12 protein-coding genes and 1 CRISPR repeat array are annotated in these 18,371 nt (G+C 40.3%); of the genes, 2 read left to right on the plus strand and 10 right to left on the minus strand.

Annotation, left to right across the window (positions count from 1 at the left end; translation table 11 throughout):
• Window positions 1-98 precede the first annotated feature (98 nt).
• A complete protein-coding gene (locus H4683_RS00565; protein WP_192596880.1) occupies window positions 99-2,195 on the minus strand; it encodes a DUF2339 domain-containing protein in 2,097 nt (698 codons plus the stop codon).
• A gap of 271 nt (window positions 2,196-2,466) precedes the next feature.
• On the opposite strand from H4683_RS00565, the gene H4683_RS00570 reads away from it, so the two are divergent.
• Both H4683_RS00570 and H4683_RS00575 read left to right on the plus strand, forming a co-directional pair.
• Window positions 2,467-2,991, plus strand: coding sequence for a PadR family transcriptional regulator (locus H4683_RS00570; protein WP_192596881.1), 525 nt, complete (start codon window positions 2,467-2,469; stop codon window positions 2,989-2,991).
• Between the two features lie 13 nt (window positions 2,992-3,004).
• Window positions 3,005-4,528, plus strand: a complete 1,524-nt coding sequence (locus tag H4683_RS00575; protein WP_192596882.1) for a DHA2 family efflux MFS transporter permease subunit — start codon at window positions 3,005-3,007, stop codon at window positions 4,526-4,528.
• A 194-nt stretch (window positions 4,529-4,722) separates the two neighbouring features.
• Here H4683_RS00575 and H4683_RS00580 read toward each other — a convergent pair whose 3' ends face one another.
• The 9 genes from H4683_RS00580 to H4683_RS00620 form a co-directional block, all read right to left on the minus strand.
• The gene (locus H4683_RS00580; RefSeq protein ID WP_192596883.1) at window positions 4,723-5,319 is read right to left on the minus strand and encodes a hypothetical protein; all 597 of its coding nucleotides are present in this window, start codon (window positions 5,317-5,319) and stop codon (window positions 4,723-4,725) included.
• A gap of 320 nt (window positions 5,320-5,639) precedes the next feature.
• Window positions 5,640-9,418: direct repeats of the CRISPR family, unit length 32 nt; unit sequence ATTTCAATCCACGCACTCACGAAGAGTGCGAC.
• A 167-nt stretch (window positions 9,419-9,585) separates the two neighbouring features.
• Window positions 9,586-9,876, minus strand: a complete 291-nt coding sequence (gene cas2 / locus H4683_RS00585; protein WP_192597159.1) for a CRISPR-associated endonuclease Cas2 — start codon at window positions 9,874-9,876, stop codon at window positions 9,586-9,588.
• Window positions 9,877-9,886: 10 nt separating this feature from the next.
• On the minus strand, window positions 9,887-10,918 hold the full coding sequence (gene cas1c / locus H4683_RS00590; RefSeq protein WP_192596884.1) for a type I-C CRISPR-associated endonuclease Cas1c: 1,032 nt from the start codon (window positions 10,916-10,918) through the stop codon (window positions 9,887-9,889).
• On the minus strand, window positions 10,915-11,574 hold the full coding sequence (gene cas4, locus H4683_RS00595) for a CRISPR-associated protein Cas4 (protein WP_192596885.1): 660 nt from the start codon (window positions 11,572-11,574) through the stop codon (window positions 10,915-10,917). The genes cas1c and cas4 overlap by 4 nt, the downstream gene beginning before the upstream one ends.
• Complete coding sequence (gene cas7c, locus H4683_RS00600) at window positions 11,561-12,439, minus strand: type I-C CRISPR-associated protein Cas7/Csd2 (protein ID WP_192596886.1); 879 nt, start codon at window positions 12,437-12,439, stop codon at window positions 11,561-11,563. The genes cas4 and cas7c overlap by 14 nt, the downstream gene beginning before the upstream one ends.
• Window positions 12,426-14,384, minus strand: a complete 1,959-nt coding sequence (cas8c, locus tag H4683_RS00605) for a type I-C CRISPR-associated protein Cas8c/Csd1 (protein WP_192596887.1) — start codon at window positions 14,382-14,384, stop codon at window positions 12,426-12,428. The genes cas7c and cas8c overlap by 14 nt, the downstream gene beginning before the upstream one ends.
• Entirely contained in the window at window positions 14,381-15,112 is a 732-nt protein-coding gene (cas5c, locus tag H4683_RS00610) for a type I-C CRISPR-associated protein Cas5c (protein ID WP_192596888.1), read from the minus strand. Before cas5c ends, cas8c begins: the two co-directional genes overlap by 4 nt.
• 15 nt (window positions 15,113-15,127) lie before the next feature.
• Entirely contained in the window at window positions 15,128-17,569 is a 2,442-nt protein-coding gene (cas3, locus tag H4683_RS00615) for a CRISPR-associated helicase Cas3' (protein WP_192596889.1), read from the minus strand.
• A gap of 319 nt (window positions 17,570-17,888) precedes the next feature.
• A complete protein-coding gene (locus tag H4683_RS00620) occupies window positions 17,889-18,179 on the minus strand; it encodes a transposase (RefSeq protein ID WP_192596890.1) in 291 nt (96 codons plus the stop codon).
• Between the last annotated feature and the right edge of the window lie 192 nt (window positions 18,180-18,371).

The following is an 18,371-nucleotide window of genomic DNA, read 5'->3' on the forward strand; positions in this document are numbered from 1 at the left end:
TTCTTATTATCGCACGTTTAGTCCTAAATTGCGAAATGTATAAAAGCATAAGCGCCTTACAAAGAGACGCTTACGCTAGTTAATTTCATAAATATCTTCTAATCCTTCAACAACGTCCGCGAATAAAGCAAGCCTACAACACCCACTACCATGAACAAAATAGCTCTGATAAGGATAGAGATACTTGCCAAATCTACAAGGAATAGTTTCAGGATACAAACACCTATAAGCCCCACTCCGATAATCTTTACATGTTTCCAATTCAGTTTTCGTCCGATACTAATGGAGATGAAAGCGAACGTAAACAACAGGAATGTATGCACAAGTAAAATATACTCCCATGACCAATTATGGCTATTCACATATGCAAAATACCATTTGTTCAAGAAGATGAAATACACAATCTGCATGACAATTGCTAATTGTGGAAGTTCAATTTTAATTGACTTAGGCGTCACATAAAACCTGTTCTTCATAATCGCTAAGAACATAATCGTCAAAATGAGTACATACAGTATTTGCACGAAAAGATTAAAGAAAAATCCTCCATCGGCATAATAACTACTCAAACTAAACCTAATCACAAAAAGGCCCAACAACAGATATTCAATAACAACTGCATGCGTCAAATAAACCCCGTGCTTCCATTTGTAGAACATATACATTAAGCAAAGCGCCACAATAAACACGAGAATCTGGACATGCATCCCCGTTTCAAACGACAGCTGCGCATTCACAATCAAAATCGTCACTACTTTGTAAATATAGTACAAGCTAATCACTTGCCCTATAATTAAACCTCGATCAATTCTTTCCAATTTCTCCTTCAATACAGCCGGAACGAATTGATAAAGCGTATAATAGATCCACAAAATCGTACCTAAGAAAACAAGCCACACTGCATGTTCCAACGACAGCAACAAATAGAATTCCGTAGAAACCAGTATGACCAATGCAGTTAACAGATAGACCGCCGAACTCGTAACAATCGTCCGTAGCGTGTCAAAACGCAAGCCCACCCATAATCCAATCGCCCCATTGATAAGCAAGAATATCAATTTGATTTGTTCATTATCGAAATCCAATGACAGGATGCACACACTGACGGCAAATACCGCCACTGCCGACAACACGCCGCGTAACAACTCGTCTTTCTTCGAAAAAAAATAGACTGCTAGCGCAACATACAGCACTGCAAAAGCACCGTAAACATACACTTCCTGTTGATAATCTAGCAACTTAATCCAACCAATCGCAAACAAGAAATTCGTATAAATCAAAGCCTCCGAAAATACCTGTCTTGAAATACTACCTTTCAAGTAAAAGAATAGCAATGCCAAATGTTGAATCAATGCCGTACCAACCAGTATATTGTCATCCCCATCAATGCCATCTAAAATCCCATAGGTCAACAACGAAATGTGGAATAACAGAAACGTTACATAAAACGTATATTTGTGTTTCTGACTAAGCGAAACGTAAAACAGCGATAAGAACAATAGCAACGTATACAAACAAAACTGAACAGCAGTCGCTCCCTCACCTTCCAATAAAAACGGCAAAAGAAATCCGGCAATCGCAGAAAAGATTGTCAAGGTCTCTGATTTCGTCTTTATGGACAATAACAAGCCGATGACAATATAGGCCACGCCAACAATAAGCGCCATTGGGAAATTTAGATAACCATATAAATGATGCGCGGCAAACGTCGTCAAAATCCCTAATGCGATGAAACCACCAAGCAGCGTTAAACCGAAACCTTTTTTCCCATTATTGATATAGCGTATCCCAAGGTAATAAAGTAATCCCGTTCCAGCATATCCCATACCAACCCGGACCGGATTCGTAATCACGCCATACTCCATTCCTACCTTCAATCCCCAAAGAACACCCAGCAGTAAAATGAACATGAACACACGCGGCAGCCAAATACCCAATTCCTTCTCAAAATCGATTTCCTTTTTCGGTTTCTTCTGCATTGGAACAGCAAGCGACACGTTTTGTTGCGGCTCCAAAATTGGTTCCACTTTCACGGCGATAATCGGTTCTTTTGCTGGAATAGATTCAACAACCTTCATTCGTTGAACCTCAACCATCGAATCACCACGCACTTCCGCCAACTGACTCTTCAACGTCTCAACTTCACCCTCCAAAGCCGAAACTCTTGTTAAAATCGCCTTCATATCCTCATTCAATTGCACCCCTCCATTCCCTATTTTTCTCCGACTCATTTCCGTTCTTTACAATAAATTATAGCATAACTAAAGTTTTTCACCCTAATAACCCATAAAAAGTCCTCTTTAACAAAGACAAAAAGACACTAAAAAACCGTTTGAATTAAATTACCACTATATATTGACATGATATATATCATAATGATATATTAAAAAATGTAAAACGATTACAAACCGTATAAGTTCTCCGAAAGTAAGTCCATCTTGGGAAAACTAGAAAGGAGACAAATTTATGAACAGTCAGGATGTTATTCTAGGCACACTAATGAAGCATTCATTATCAGGCTATGAAATTAAACAATTATTCGAAGACGTGTTTTCTTTTTTCTACGGCTCTAGCTATGGAACGATTTATCCTATGCTTAATCGGCTGGAGAAAGAGGAATTTATTACGAAGGAAATTGTTCTTCAAGACGGTAAACCGAATAAGAATATGTTTACTATAACGGAGAACGGAAGAGAAAGGTTTAACGCCTATTTACATAGCCCGATGGAATCAGATACCGTAAAATCAGATTTTTTGACGAGACTTTATTTCGGCGAATTTATGGGAAATGATAAGGTGATTGCTTGGTTGAGACAGGCTCAGGAGCATACACAAAAACAGTTAGACCTGTTAAGTGAGAAGTACTCATTTTATAAAGATGAAATGCAACCATCCCATATTATATGTATAGAAATAGGGCTAAGTGAATATAGCGCTAAGCTGGAAATAATCCGTAAAGGGTTAGCAGGTATGGAACAATTAGAACAATGAGAGAAGGTTTAGAATGGCCGAATCAAAATCAAATAATAGACTCATAATTGTTGCGATGGCACTTGGACTATTAATGGCATCATTGGATAATACGATTGTGGCTTCATGCCTTAACAAAATAAGTGAGGACTTTAATATTTTCGATAAAGTAAGCTGGGTATTTACAGCCTATATGTTAGCAGCAACAAGCACGATGTTAGTGTTTGGGAAAATGTCCGATTTATTCGGTAGAAAGTTGTTCTATATGATCGGAATCGGGTTGTTTCTTATCGGTTCTGCATTATGCGGAGTTGCCCAGAGCGCCGATCAGCTTATTTGGTTTCGCATCATTCAAGGGATTGGTTCTGGTGCACTGTTACCGATCAGTTTTGCGATTATTTATACGATATTTAAAGACCCAAAAGATGCAGCAAAAATGGCTGGTGTCTTCGGAGCAATCTTTGGTCTTTCTTCCGTTGCAGGTCCACAGTTGGGCAGTTTTATCGCCGAACATTTAGGTTGGAGATGGAATTTCTACATTAACGTGCCAATTGGTTTGGCCTCAATGATTATTTTGATGATTTCTTTAAAAGAAACTCGTTCAGAACACAAACCGAAAATCGATTATATGGGAACGTTATTTCTAATCATTACAACCGTTTCTTTAATGCTTGCGCTTGAATGGGGCGGCAAAGTTTACGCTTGGAACTCTTGGCAGGAGATTAGCTTATTCACAACATCTGTTGTAATCGGGATTTTATTTATTTTAGTTGAGCTGCGTGCAACAGAGCCTATACTTCCGCTTAGCATATTTAAAAATAAGATGGTTTTGGGAACAAGCGTCCTTTGCTTCTGCCAAGGCGTTATCATGTTCTCGGCTATTACGTACTTGCCTAGTTTTACTGTAGGAGTATTAGGTCACTCCAATTCTAACGGCATATTGACGCCTATGATGGCTTCCTTAATTGCTGGAGCTGTACTATTCGGTTTCTTACAATCTAAATTCGCCTTCCGTACGCTGATGCTTTTCACAATGCTGATGACCGTCATTGTTGCATCGTTGCTTTCTATCGTTAGTTCTGATGCATCTAGCGGGTATATGATCGCACTTATGATTTTACTTGGCTTTGGTGCAGTTGGCCCCTTAATGAGTGTTGCGCAGAGTGCCATTGCTGTAAACGTTGATCCAAAATATATAGGCGTCAGCTCTTCCATCGTTGGCTTCTGGCGCAACATTGGCGGTATATTAGGCGCTTCGATAATGGCAACGATTGTTAATAACAACCTAGCCAGATTAATACCTGTCGGGGCTGAAAAAGTCGGTATTCCTACTGATAAAATCGGTACATTAGCGAATCCTGAGCTACTCATGCAAGCAGGAGTTGAAATGGACCCACACATTCGCGCCTTTCTTCAGGAGGCGATGGGAACAGCCATTAACCATGGTTTTATACTCAGCATTTGTGTCGGCATTATTGGTTTGATTACGGCGATGTTTGTGGGAACGAGCAGGCTAGATTCCCCAAAGAAAAAACAATCTAGTGCTGCACATACGTAAAACAACTTGGTGAAGATCACAAGGGATTATCCAGTGTCCTGTTAGCCTCTTTTAAAGAGGCTTTTTTTATTGGGTTATCAGGAAGTCGTACTAGTCAAATTGACGGCATATGTATCCAAACAAAAAAGCAATCACCCGACTTAAGGCAATCGCTCTGTATATGAAAAATAAATGAAGAAATAAATAGCTTCGAATCAAGCAAGCAACCTAAAAACCAAACTCTTCCACATATTAATGTGAATCGGTTTTCGCTCTTGTTGCCCTCTTACTTTTTGCAAATAAACCTGTAGATCACCTTCATATATTTGAATCAAACAAGGTACATCTGCAAAATGATGCGGCTGTACCAAATACGGCTTGATGGCAAACATCGGCACCCCACTCTCGTTGACAATTGTCGCGACAAATTGGGAACAGAAAAACGCACGCTTACGTTGAATTTTCACCTTAAAGGCAATACCAAATAAGCCAATGAAATTATATCTGTATTGCTCTTTATTTTGTTCAATCTGACGGATCTTCATCCGCATCTTGTCGTATTCCTCATCACTAACTTCACAGCTGAAAATCGCACAATCTGCATCCCGAAATATCCCTTCAGCAGCCTCTTCCTTCACGAAGCCACCAACAAATGGATTATGCCGCTGCTTTCTGCCGAAACTGTACATCTCCGTCAGCTGCTCATCAAACGCAATCGACGCATGATTCAAATCTTCCCGTGTGTACAATCCAATCGCCCTAGACAACAATGTCCCCGTATCGGTTAGTACAATATATATCGTTCTTCCCATTGCACCCAACCCCTTGCAGATCTCTTCTATCCATTATGTACAGTCCGGTTAACATTCTAAACAGTCCGTAGATGGAAAACTGTCTAAGACCCGGGACCTAGTAAGCAACGGGAAAGCTGGACAGTGTCATTATTATAATTTCGTCTATATACTATACGTTCTATTATACATCTAGGTTTCATTTTTTGGATATAATTCGGTTTCGGAAATGAAAAGAGGGTGGGTTGGAAGTAGGTTTAATGGGAAGATTCAAACTTTAAATCCCTGCACTCATATAGAGTGCGATATCTTCCCAATCAGCGACAAGGTCAAAAGTGACGATTTCAATCCACACACTCATATAGAGTGCGACCCAAATACAACGATACCACCTAAGTGATATAACGATTTCAATCCACGCACTCACGAAGAGTGCGACGAAAAAGAAGCTGAGTTAATATCTAATCCACCTGAATTTCAATCCACGCACTCACGAAGAGTGCGACTGAACGGAGCCGCTTTCGGCAATTTCATCCCGTTATTTCAATCCACGCACTCACGAAGAGTGTGACCATTGGTAATCTTTCTGTTATATTAAGTAGTTGTAATTTCAATCCACGCACTCACGAAGAGTGCGACACTAAATTGATTCACATCAATCATGATTTCTTTCATTTCAATCCACGCACTCACGAAGAGTGCGACAGCAGTATCTCCGCGCAACAAGCCGCCCATGTTATTTCAATCCACGCACTCACGAAGAGTGCGACTTCACAAAAATCACTTCGATGTTTAAAGGATTCGATTTCAATCCACGCACTCACGAAGAGTGCGACACAAACCAAGGTGTATTGCTCGGATACTTTTTGTCATTTCAATCCACGCACTCACGAAGAGTGCGACGACGACGAAGGTCAACACGCTTCTTAAACAGGCGGAATTTCAATCCACGCACTCACGAAGAGTGCGACTTCTACTGCCCGCTTTGACCAAAAAACCATAGACAGATTTCAATCCACGCACTCACGAAGAGTGCGACCCGGATTAATCGGAACGCAATCGCGAACTGGACCATTTCAATCCACGCACTCACGAAGAGTGCGACATCAAACAACTGAGGAAATACGCAAGAAAAATCTTATTTCAATCCACGCACTCACGAAGAGTGCGACCACAATACCTTGACCTCGAAAGGTTTCGACAACCATTTCAATCCACGCACTCACGAAGAGTGCGACCGCTTATGTATCCAGGGGCTTCACATTTAAAAGCTATTTCAATCCACGCACTCACGAAGAGTGCGACGAGATAAAGACGTCAGGCGGTTCATTGATGACGCTATTTCAATCCACGCACTCACGAAGAGTGCGACGCATTTCCTGTCGTTTTCTCATTGCGAGGTGATCAATTTCAATCCACGCACTCACGAAGAGTGCGACTATCAAAATAGGCTTGTACGATTTGGTCCATTGTATTTCAATCCACGCACTCACGAAGAGTGCGACAAAGATTTGAGTGTCCAGTCCTGCCGCAAAGTCGATTTCAATCCACGCACTCACGAAGAGTGCGACCTTATTCCTCTGTGACCCCCGTATGAGGGACAAGATTTCAATCCACGCACTCACGAAGAGTGCGACTATTGCCCCTCGACCGAATACGCTCCTGCAACTATTTCAATCCACGCACTCACGAAGAGTGCGACGCACACCCTCAAGTTCTAAAATACGTGTTTCCAACTATTTCAATCCACGCACTCACGAAGAGTGCGACTACACCTTTAAGCACTACCACTGGAGGCGTGCCTTCCGATTTCAATCCACGCACTCACGAAGAGTGCGACCAACCTTGCAGCAAGTTCTTTCGCGCAGTCCTCACAATTTCAATCCACGCACTCACGAAGAGTGCGACCAACAAAACATGGCGTGAAAGATTCAACGATTCATTTCAATCCACGCACTCACGAAGAGTGCGACCTCGCATACGTGTAGCAGCTGGACAGCCGCAAGTATTTCAATCCACGCACTCACGAAGAGTGCGACAAATAAAAACGCCCGTTTGCAGACGGACGCTAATTATTTCAATCCACGCACTCACGAAGAGTGCGACTTCCCGATCAACGATATCAATCAGTACGTCGCCGACATTTCAATCCACGCACTCACGAAGAGTGCGACTTGGCATATTTGAACACACCTTTTAACACGTTTCCATTTCAATCCACGCACTCACGAAGAGTGCGACCTAATATCAGCTGAAACAATTTGAGTCGCATCGCGCTATTTCAATCCACGCACTCACGAAGAGTGCGACTACCGACAAATTGCGGGATGGTTAGGCGTTCATATTTCAATCCACGCACTCACGAAGAGTGCGACAAAGTCTATGCCGACCAGGTGCAATGGTAAAGGGGTATTTCAATCCACGCACTCACGAAGAGTGCGACTCGTCAACTTCATCTTCATCATCCAACTTGCAAATATTTCAATCCACGCACTCACGAAGAGTGCGACCATCCATTACGGGTGTGGCTTTTTATTATGCCTTATTTCAATCCACGCACTCACGAAGAGTGCGACGTGGCATTTGCGTGAATCAGATGAATACGTCGTTAAATTTCAATCCACGCACTCACGAAGAGTGCGACACCTGCAGTAAAAGTTATCGAGCGATACAACAAAGAATTTCAATCCACGCACTCACGAAGAGTGCGACTCGGAAAAATAATCCCATTAAAAACTCTATATCCGATTTCAATCCACGCACTCACGAAGAGTGCGACGCAAAGCGTTTGTTGACGAGTGCTGTCATGAGGACATTTCAATCCACGCACTCACGAAGAGTGCGACGGCGAATATACGACGACTAGGGTTGTGGATGGTGATATTTCAATCCACGCACTCACGAAGAGTGCGACAAAGAATATGAGTCTAGCGGAATGACATTACGAATTTCAATCCACGCACTCACGAAGAGTGCGACACATTAAGTATTTCAATGCGACCAAGGCTTATCAATTTCAATCCACGCACTCACGAAGAGTGCGACTTGTTTTACATGTATATGTACAACTACACGACGCCTGATTTCAATCCACGCACTCACGAAGAGTGCGACATAGTTAGTGCGGCAAGTCATTTTGGCGATTTGATATTTCAATCCACGCACTCACGAAGAGTGCGACAAAAGGTATGAAAGATGATACTCAACGCCGTTTAATTTCAATCCACGCACTCACGAAGAGTGCGACACTTATGATTCGTTCCACAGAGAGTTCCGTCTAGGATTTCAATCCACGCACTCACGAAGAGTGCGACTTAGCTCTTTCGTGATCTTTACATACTCCTGCTTGATTTCAATCCACGCACTCACGAAGAGTGCGACTAAGCTACGTACTCATGCTTACAGTGTGTGCACCTATTTCAATCCACGCACTCACGAAGAGTGCGACTGCTAATGACGAGTGGCAGTGTAAAAACAACAAAGTAATTTCAATCCACGCACTCACGAAGAGTGCGACTCCAGGTGGATGGCTTGCCCTCCATCGGCGGAACTTATTTCAATCCACGCACTCACGAAGAGTGCGACGATTCAGCATGCGTTGCGTAAGGGTAGTCTAGGACTATTTCAATCCACGCACTCACGAAGAGTGCGACCGCCGTCCATCGCAGCTAGCCCAAAGCGTGTTAAGATTTCAATCCACGCACTCACGAAGAGTGCGACAGGCGCCTATGAAACTATCGCTCTTTAATAGAAGATTTCAATCCACGCACTCACGAAGAGTGCGACGGAGCAGTCATCAATTTAACTTAACAAGGAGTGATAATTTCAATCCACGCACTCACGAAGAGTGCGACGTAAAATGGATCGCGATAAAGATGGGTGGGCGTGTATTTCAATCCACGCACTCACGAAGAGTGCGACTGAAGAGAATCAACGCGTCATCACGGCTTGGTCAATTTCAATCCACGCACTCACGAAGAGTGCGACCGCGAAGTATTAGGAATATCCCCTTCTACACTCGCATTTCAATCCACGCACTCACGAAGAGTGCGACTTTAAACAGCTCATTTTTCAGCTTGGCGGTTGGTATTTCAATCCACGCACTCACGAAGAGTGCGACTGCGAAAAAGTACTAAAAAAACTTAATTTCAGCAAATTTATAGTAAAAATAGATCATTAGATACTTATCCACTTACTTACTCTACTAATATTACCCAATCTTCGAATGTTTTTCAATCATTTCTGGTGCGAGTCTCCTAGGGTTTTCATGTGTGCTTCAGGTTCGCACTAGAAGATTAATGGCCCTTCGACATTTAAACTTTCTTTTGCGCCTACATGCTTCACTTTATTTTTATAATTGTTTCCTAGTTTATAAAATCTCAAACTATCGACAGCCGGATTAATTATTTTTTTTAGTTCAATTTCTAGTATTTTTAACTGAGTTGCATCAACAATACATTCGAAGACTGAGTTTTGAACGCGTACACCAAAATCCTCACACTTTTTCGCTACTTTTCTTAGTCTTCTTTTCCCACCATCTGATATTGTACTCACATCGTACGTAATTAACACTAAAATTATCGGTCACCTACTTCCACAAAAATGGTGGATATGCATCAAGGTCGCCTCTAATAAATCGAGCCAACAACAGGGCCTGGGCATGCGGAACAAGCCCCCAAGAAATTTTCTCCTTTAAAAATGGATGCGTAATATTTTCATCTTTTCTATCGTGCCACAATTTGAATATCTTCTTGCGTGCATCGTCAGTCATGAGTACTGCCCCACTTTCCTTTTTTAGAAAATCAGAAGCTTGTACTTGCTTTTTATTAATTAGTGATAAAACAAACCGATCTGCACAAACACTTCGAAGCTCTTCCATCATGTCGAGAGCTAATGACATTCGTCCAGGACGGTCTCGGTGTAAAAAACCAACATAGGCATCCAATCCAACCGTCTCTAAAGCCGCCCCGACATCGGTGGCTAACAAAGTATAAACCAATGATAACAGTGCGTTTACATTGTCCAGCGGTGGCCTTCGATTTCTTCCTTTAAAAAAGAAATCCTCTTTTTGTTGTAAAATCATATCATCCATTAAAGAAAAATAGGTACTTGCAGCATTCCCCTCTATACCCCTCAACACTTCCAAATTATCGATTGTCATTAGTTGTTTCATCGACTCTGTTAAGTGTGCAGAAGTATTTTTAAACTTTTCAACATTTATTCGTAATGCATGATCTCGTGTCATTCTTTCTAGGGTCCATTTCGAATTATAAAGCTTTCCAACAAGAAAATGTCTTGCAATCTCGGCGCTTTTTTTCTCATCATCAGAAATTCTATATTGGGTTTTCCGCAACACAACATTTCCGTTCGATGGCCCAATAACTCTTCCTCGAAGGCGACCGTTCGTTGTTAAAAATGTAATCGCTATATCCCGTTCTATACAAGCAGCCATTAAAGCCGGACTAGCTCCTTGACGTCCGAATGTACAAATACCTTCCAAGTTATGTAGAGGCACTCGACCAATCGATTCTTCATCTTTGATAATAGAGACATTTTCACCCTTCAAGGCCAGATAAGCATCTGGAATTGTGATGTATAGCGTAGTTAATAATTTTCTCATTCCACCATCATCCTCTTCATATAACTCGCGACAGATTCCTTTGTTAGCAACTCTGGTAAACAAATATGACGCAGTGAACAGCTCTTGCAATGCTTTCCCGTTTTCACACGAGGTGTATGACGTCTTTGATAATAGTCATGCATACGTTTTGCTGTTTCCCTCACTTTGTTTTTTAATTCTTCCGTGATTTCTACTTCGACCCGCCGACGAATCTCATGGTAAAAGAGGTCACCCCGTGGAACTGGGCAATATAACATATCTTCTAAACATATTGCTTGTGCCACCAGTTGCAAAATATCCGACTGATCCTTTTTTGGTTTTCCGCGCTTATACTCTACTGGAATTGGCAAATACGTACCTTTTTCATTTTGTAAAGGTACACCATTTTCATCTTGATGAAATTCTACTACATCACAAATACCAGTCAAACCTAAATTTGAAGAATGAACTGGCAATCCCCGTACATATAACACGTCTTTTCGTTTCTCCCTGATAAAAGGGTCATCTGCTTTCTCATGCAGATGACTCCCTTCTATTGTTAAAACATTTTCTTCCCATTCCTGTTCAATATGGATTAACGCCCATTGCCTTTCGCAGAATTGGAAATGTTGAATGCCTGACAGTAGCAGAAAATCTGATGCATCATAGCCCGTCATATTCTTTCACGGATAAGCCCTCAAGATTTTCTATTGTAATTGTATAATCATCTAACGAGTTTGGAAGTTTATTTTCATTATTCAATTCAATTTTAACTGAGCGATGTACTTTTGCTGAAGAGTATTGACCAAGCTTTGAATTATGCTCCCACCAAAATACTTTATTTACTTCCATACTGCCATCCGGTCTTGCTGATGAAGAATCATTGGCAAAGAGAGTAATCAATGCTTGCTTTAGTTTTTTAGCATCTTCTTTTGAAAAACCCGTTTTCTCCGCTAATTGAGGGTTGATACTGCCACAAAAGACATACACACCAAAGTCAACACGATGCTTCATCCCCATAGTATCGGATGTCTTTTTACTTGGGTCCTTTGTATTTGTAGTTGAGTTCACACTCTTCGTAATTTGCATACTGGTAATATCAACGGGATCTACGCTTGTTGCTGCGTGAATTGAAACGGGACCACGTACACCTACCGATACATCTTCCCCTTTAAATGCAAACACTTGCCCAAATGCTCTAACGTCATACCAAGCTTTACTCGCAGAAATCCCAACCAATTCTTCTTTATTCGGCTCTTTATTTTTCTTATCAAAATAAGGCGCGATAGCCTCATTTCCAAACACACGATCAGCAATACTACGATAACCATCTATACGATTTTCATCAGACTGAACCAAGATGGCTTCCCCTTCGTCTTGTAAGCGGTTACGAAGCTTCCTTTTAATAGCTACATCTGATACTTCTCCATACCCTTCATAATCTTGACGCGGACGGTTTCCATTTAGTGGATCACCGTTCGGATTTGCTTTATCGACAGTAAATATGACAGCGAAGTCAACTTTGTTATTAATTGGTACCATTTTCATTCTCCTCTTTCTGTTCTTGTTTTGTATATAAACTTCTGATTTGGCTGCTATAGCCTAGTAAAAACTGTGGACCTAGTGCATTGTTATTCATATCATTAAATTTAATATTATCTTCTATTTCCTGAAACAAATTAATATAGCGTTGACTAAATTTTGATGGTCGTATCTTATAGGGGTGAAGTTGTTTTTGAATTGTCATCCAGACACGTGCGGGATGTTGAGTAAAAGCATTGAAATAACGCATTGCATTTGTCGCTCTCGGATCATTTTTCCTCTTTAATTCATTGGTCTCAAACACTTCTGCTACACCTAACAAACGTCCAAATAAATAGTCACGAGATTGGTTTTCTAGATCTAATGCCATATCAATCTCCTCCTTTTCATATTGTTTTTTTATCAGCGCACAGGCGATGTTTAGTGTGCGTTGCCATTCCCCTGTCGGATTGGATAAATCTTTGTTAAAACCCATTGGATTTTTTACCCGGCTAAATATTGTCATGACAATATCTTTTGGAATTACCGCACGGTCAACAATGCAAGGTAGCAGGCGGGTATAGAGCTCTTTCTTCACTTTTTCATCTGCCCGTTCTCCGTAAACCGATTCAACAATATGATAGGTCGAAGGTGTTCCTACATAGCTCACCGTCTTCTTATTAACAGCATCATAATAACTTTGATGCCATTTACATGTATCATGCCAATGAGATAATCTGTCTAAAAAGAGCCGACTGTCCAACTCCTGGTAATAAACAATCGCCAATCTTCCTGTTGTTGCCGCATCAACAGCCATCACGATAATATGGTCAATACCTTCAATTTCAAAGTTATGTTTCTTTCCTTTAAACGCTTGTTGGACTTGTTCGGCGATCACAAGATTCGTATATTCTTTTTCATTCTCAACCATCCCTATTCCTGTCATTAAACCCATTGGGTCATTATATATATCCAACGTTCCTTTAAACGGTTGAACAACAGCAGGATTTTCAACACCGAACGTTATGAAATTTCGTGTGTCCGAACGATAACCTTGACGCTGAATGAGCCAACGCATTGCACTATGTGCTTTTTGTGAAATATCATAACCAATTTGTACGGCCTGGTTTGGTTTATCAAAACGACCACGATATGTAAATCCTGTATTGTCATTTGACGAAATTAGCTTTGACATATCGCCCGCATTTCTTAAACGTGAACCATGACGCTCTGTAAGAGGTATCGTTTGTCCAGTTACATAGCAAAGTCCAACTTCCGCTTCCTTATCCATTTTATTGGCGAGGTATTGCTGAAATGCCTTAAATAATTCCTTGTCTTCCCAGACGACAGGATCATTCGACGTTTCGCTTAAAATGGTGAAACGAACGAGTGCCTCACTGCTATCTCCGGTTACGACTTTATAAATCTCTGGTTTTTCAATTCCATACTTTTTATCATCTTGCTTCGTCCATTTTTCAACCAACTTGCCGTTTCCATCCACAAACAATATTTTTTCCGCGATGAGGTCCTCAATTACTGTGCCTTTTTTTACGTAGTTATAAATGTGCTCTACTTTCCGATGAGTAAATTCGCTCGTTGCCCACCCCTTCATTTGATCGATATATTGTGGAAAGTTGGCAGAACGCTTCTCCTCTCCGCCGTATTTTAAGTAGTCTCCCGCGACATAAAATAATTTATCGTGTAAGAAATAGGCAGCTACTTTGGAACCAGCACGGTTAGCAGAATCCAATGTTGCCGGTAAAATCGTTCGCGCTTCATCTTTTGATACTACCCTAGCTTTAAAGAAATTTCCTTCACGGTCTAATAGCACCTCAATTTGTGCACTTTGTGTAACATGGGATACTGGTAACAATGTAAAACGTTGACCTTCTCCACGTGATTCAAATTCACCAACTACATCGCTATTATTTTCATACACATCATACAATCGCTTCATCCAACTCATTTTTTCACCTCCACCGGAAATATTTCACTATACTCTTCTTCCACGGTTTTAAAGTTTTCACCAGCTATAAACACTTTTGGCTCTTTACTCTTAATTGGACGAACGAGTGTACAGTCCTCTGGACGAATAAATTGGATGATACCATTTTTCATGACAGGTGTTTTCCAAATTCTCGCTTCTAACTCATTTTCTCCAGTTTCATCTGGATAATTAAACCCGTGGAACATCGGCCCAAAGCCAATCTCTCCATATTCATCGTAAAAGCCTTCCCCACTGTTAAACTCACAAGCCTCAACATATCCCTGACATTCTCGACTTCCCAGATAAATATCACGTCGTCCTCCGCGGTTTACCGAACGCTTCGCAACATTATGGTGCTTGTGCTCGTTGCGGTCATATGCTAGATCCTCGCGATGCTCATTAAACTCGAAGTGAGCACGTACCTGATATGCTGGATTTCTCAAGTAAGTGTAATATGCCAATTCATTTGTAGAACTATGGTATTTCGTTGGACGCAAACCTTTCACTTCTGTTTGTATCGGGTTCATTATTCTAACCTCATCGATATACCAAATTAACGTTGGCTTCCAATACACCGATTCAACGATACCTTTTAGCGCTTGATAGGTTGGAATTTGATATGTGAACTTCTCTCCGCCAATTTTAGTAATTGGATCTGTAAAAAGACCATATTTAGCGTGAACAATAAATTCAATTTGATTTCTCACAATCTCTCACCTCCTTTAAAAAATTGAGTGATTTAACTTTCCTTCTCCTTCTACTTCCAAGCCATACTCCTTATGGTATCCTCCATCCCTTAAAGCGTATATGGAATCATTATAGAGCGATGTGATTAACCCTTCCGATGCCAAGTCTTGCAATGTATGGCGATATACATTCACACTATATTGCTGTGCTTTCTTCAAATATTCATTGAGCTTATCATAATCATGAATATCTTCATTTAAATTATTAATCAATTCTTTTCCTTCACCATATGGAACCAATATCGCTGTTGTTGGCGCCTCGATTACTTCGAAATGAGACTCTAGCGTCTTGTACATCGAACACATCAAAGTTTTGGGACTCTCTTTTGGAATTGCAACAACATATTTAGGACTACGATCTAACAATTCAATAAGCTCCACGTTAAGTTTCGAGTCTGTCATTTTAATCTTTCGGCCTGCCTTGTTTAAATAGAAATCAAAATACGTTTGGATTGCCGCTGGACTTAACAAATCCTTAGCTAGCTCACTACGACTAAGAATATCTTCTTCGGTCACTTCTTGCCCAAGTGCAATTTCCGGCAATTTTGATAGCGCTTCATCCTTGGCACGTATAATATAAACAATTCCCTTTTCTCTTTCGGCATTCCGATTGCATCGGCCAGCCGCCTGTGCAATCGAATCTAGTCCAGCAAGTGATCGAATGACGCATTCAAAACTGATGTCTACGCCGGCTTCAATCAATTGTGTACTTATACAAATCACTTTTTCTTTGGGCGATTTAAGCTTCTCTTTCACCATCTTTAATATATCCTTCCGATGCTGTGGACACATGGATGTGCTTAAATGATAAACTGAATAACCTTGTGTTTCCTTCAATTGCTGATATACATTTAACACTGCTTTTTTCGTGTTCAAAATAATGAGCAAAGACCGCTTCTCTTTTAGTTCATCAACTGCAAAACCGCTAATTTCCTCAGCTGTCCACCCTTCATCCTCTACCTTACTTTCGATATTTACCCGTTCAAACGCTTTCACAACATCTGGTAGATACTTCACCATTTCCGCATTTTTATCCATTAGAAGTGGATAAGACGTTTTTGTAAGCGATGGTTGCGTCGCCGTACAAAGGATGATGCTGCTCTTCCCAAAGTGATGTAAGAAATTCACCGCACTATTGAATAAAGGAATATGCTTAACCGGTACGGACTGGACCTCATCGAAAATCACAATCGCATTTGTGAGATTATGTAACCTTCGCGCCTTACGCGTACCTTTTGCATAAAATGTATCTAAAAATTGGACCATTGTCGTAAAAATAATTGGATGATCCCAGTTATCTCGGGCAAGCTGCATCTTTTTTTGAGCTGTTTGTCGATAATAATCAGACCCATCCTCACTTGCTGCATCATCGATCACATTTGAATGGTGTTCTAATACCAACTCTTCATTTTTAATAATCTTCCGGACCGCATCCGCATTTTGCTCTATTATCGTTGTGTATGGTACGACATAAATTATTCGGTCTTTCTTTTTCATTTGAGCATGCTTTAACGCATATCGTAAACTCGCATACGTTTTTCCCCCACCCGTTGGAATTGACAATTGATAAATCGATGAGGCTTCTCCCGCTAAGCGGTCACACTGTTCAGACATCTCAGCACGTAGTTTATTAATTGGCTTTGATGCATTCGGACCTGCCGCCCATTCTTCCAACTGATCTATCAAATGATCATAACTCTCTTTAAAAAAGGCTTGGTTTGATTGGTATAAATCTGTTGTATCCTCTTCATCAAATCTACGGGAATCTGTTCGGTCTGCATCAATAAGACAACTGAAAACATACTTCATTACTAAACTAAAAAAAATAAATTGGGAAGTCTTCTCTTTATTCTTCTCATTTGGGTAATTCTTCAAAAGTTGCTGTAAGCATAGGAAAAACGCTTTCATTTCTTCTAATGAAGCTTCAAAGAGCTTCTCTACTTTTTCTTTATTACCTGAGATACTAAAAAACTCTTTTTGTACTTCCCCGTAATAAGGCAGGTCTTCCCTACACACTCTTCTAAAAAAATCAGATTGACTTCCATCAGGCTGTATAAAGTTTTGTAGGCCGGAGTGATGGGATAAAATAACCATTCCTACAATTTCAACAACAAAGTTAGAAACTACATCGGGCTGAGTTTTTGGTACTTCAACATAATAAGTTTCGTATAAATATTTTGCTCCAGCAGTCGAATGATCGATTCTTTCTAATGACTCACCTGTCTCTTTTACCGCATTCTCAATATAAGTACTAAAGGCCTTCGTATTCTTACCCATATCATGTAAAAAACCGGAGAGTTCAGCCATCGACGAAAAACCTGCTTTTTCTCCAAATTTTTTCGCAAGTAATGAAACTGATATTAAATGATCTTGAACTTTTTGGATTTTAAAATCAGACTTTCTCATATGAGCAATCATAAGCACATCTCCTTTTTAGAGTGATCACAATACTATAGTACCAAATAGTTTCATTAAAAACATAATTTAGTCGAAATATTATAGATGATTTATTCTTCAATCTAATTGTCAATAACTGATACTGTACCAGGAATCCGAACAATTCAAATGGGGACTTTATCAATTTCCGATTGCAAAGCTACCTAAATTCGATTAACTTGAAAGGCCAAACGACCCTCAAAAACTGTCAGAACAAGTTCCCTCGTCATTTCAATCATTCCATAACCAACCAAGGATTCGACAGGAAACTTGTTACGGCGCTTTTCCATTTATTCATAAATCACTTCTGTTTTTTGGCGAAGATGCACATAGCCTTTTTTAGTATTGAGTTTTCTTCTTCAAGATTACGAATTCTTTTCTGTAGCCCTTGCACGGTTTTATCTTCAGGTGCTTTATGGCCGCTATCTATAAAGCTTCCATCATTCTGGTCTTCGTTGTATTTTTTCATCCAGTTATAAAGCGTTTGATTGCCAATATCCAACACTACCGCTATTTGAGCAACAGGCTTTCCAGTTACAATTACTAATTTGACTGCAAGCATTTTAAATTCTCCACCATACTTTTTCCCCATGATTCTACACTTCACTCAATTGACTTTTTTATTATGAACTCTTAAGCCAGCTAGCCTTATTTTATTATCATATTTCACTTCTAAGTTCTATTAAACTAATAACTTCATATTATCCATTGTAGTCTAAAAAGTCAATTCACTCGTCCAAACAAAAAAACAGACCCAATTACTTTAAAAGTAATTGGGCCTGTT

Origin of the sequence: Sporosarcina limicola (assembly GCF_014873855.1) — a bacterium.
GTDB lineage: Bacteria > Bacillota > Bacilli > Bacillales_A > Planococcaceae > Sporosarcina > Sporosarcina limicola.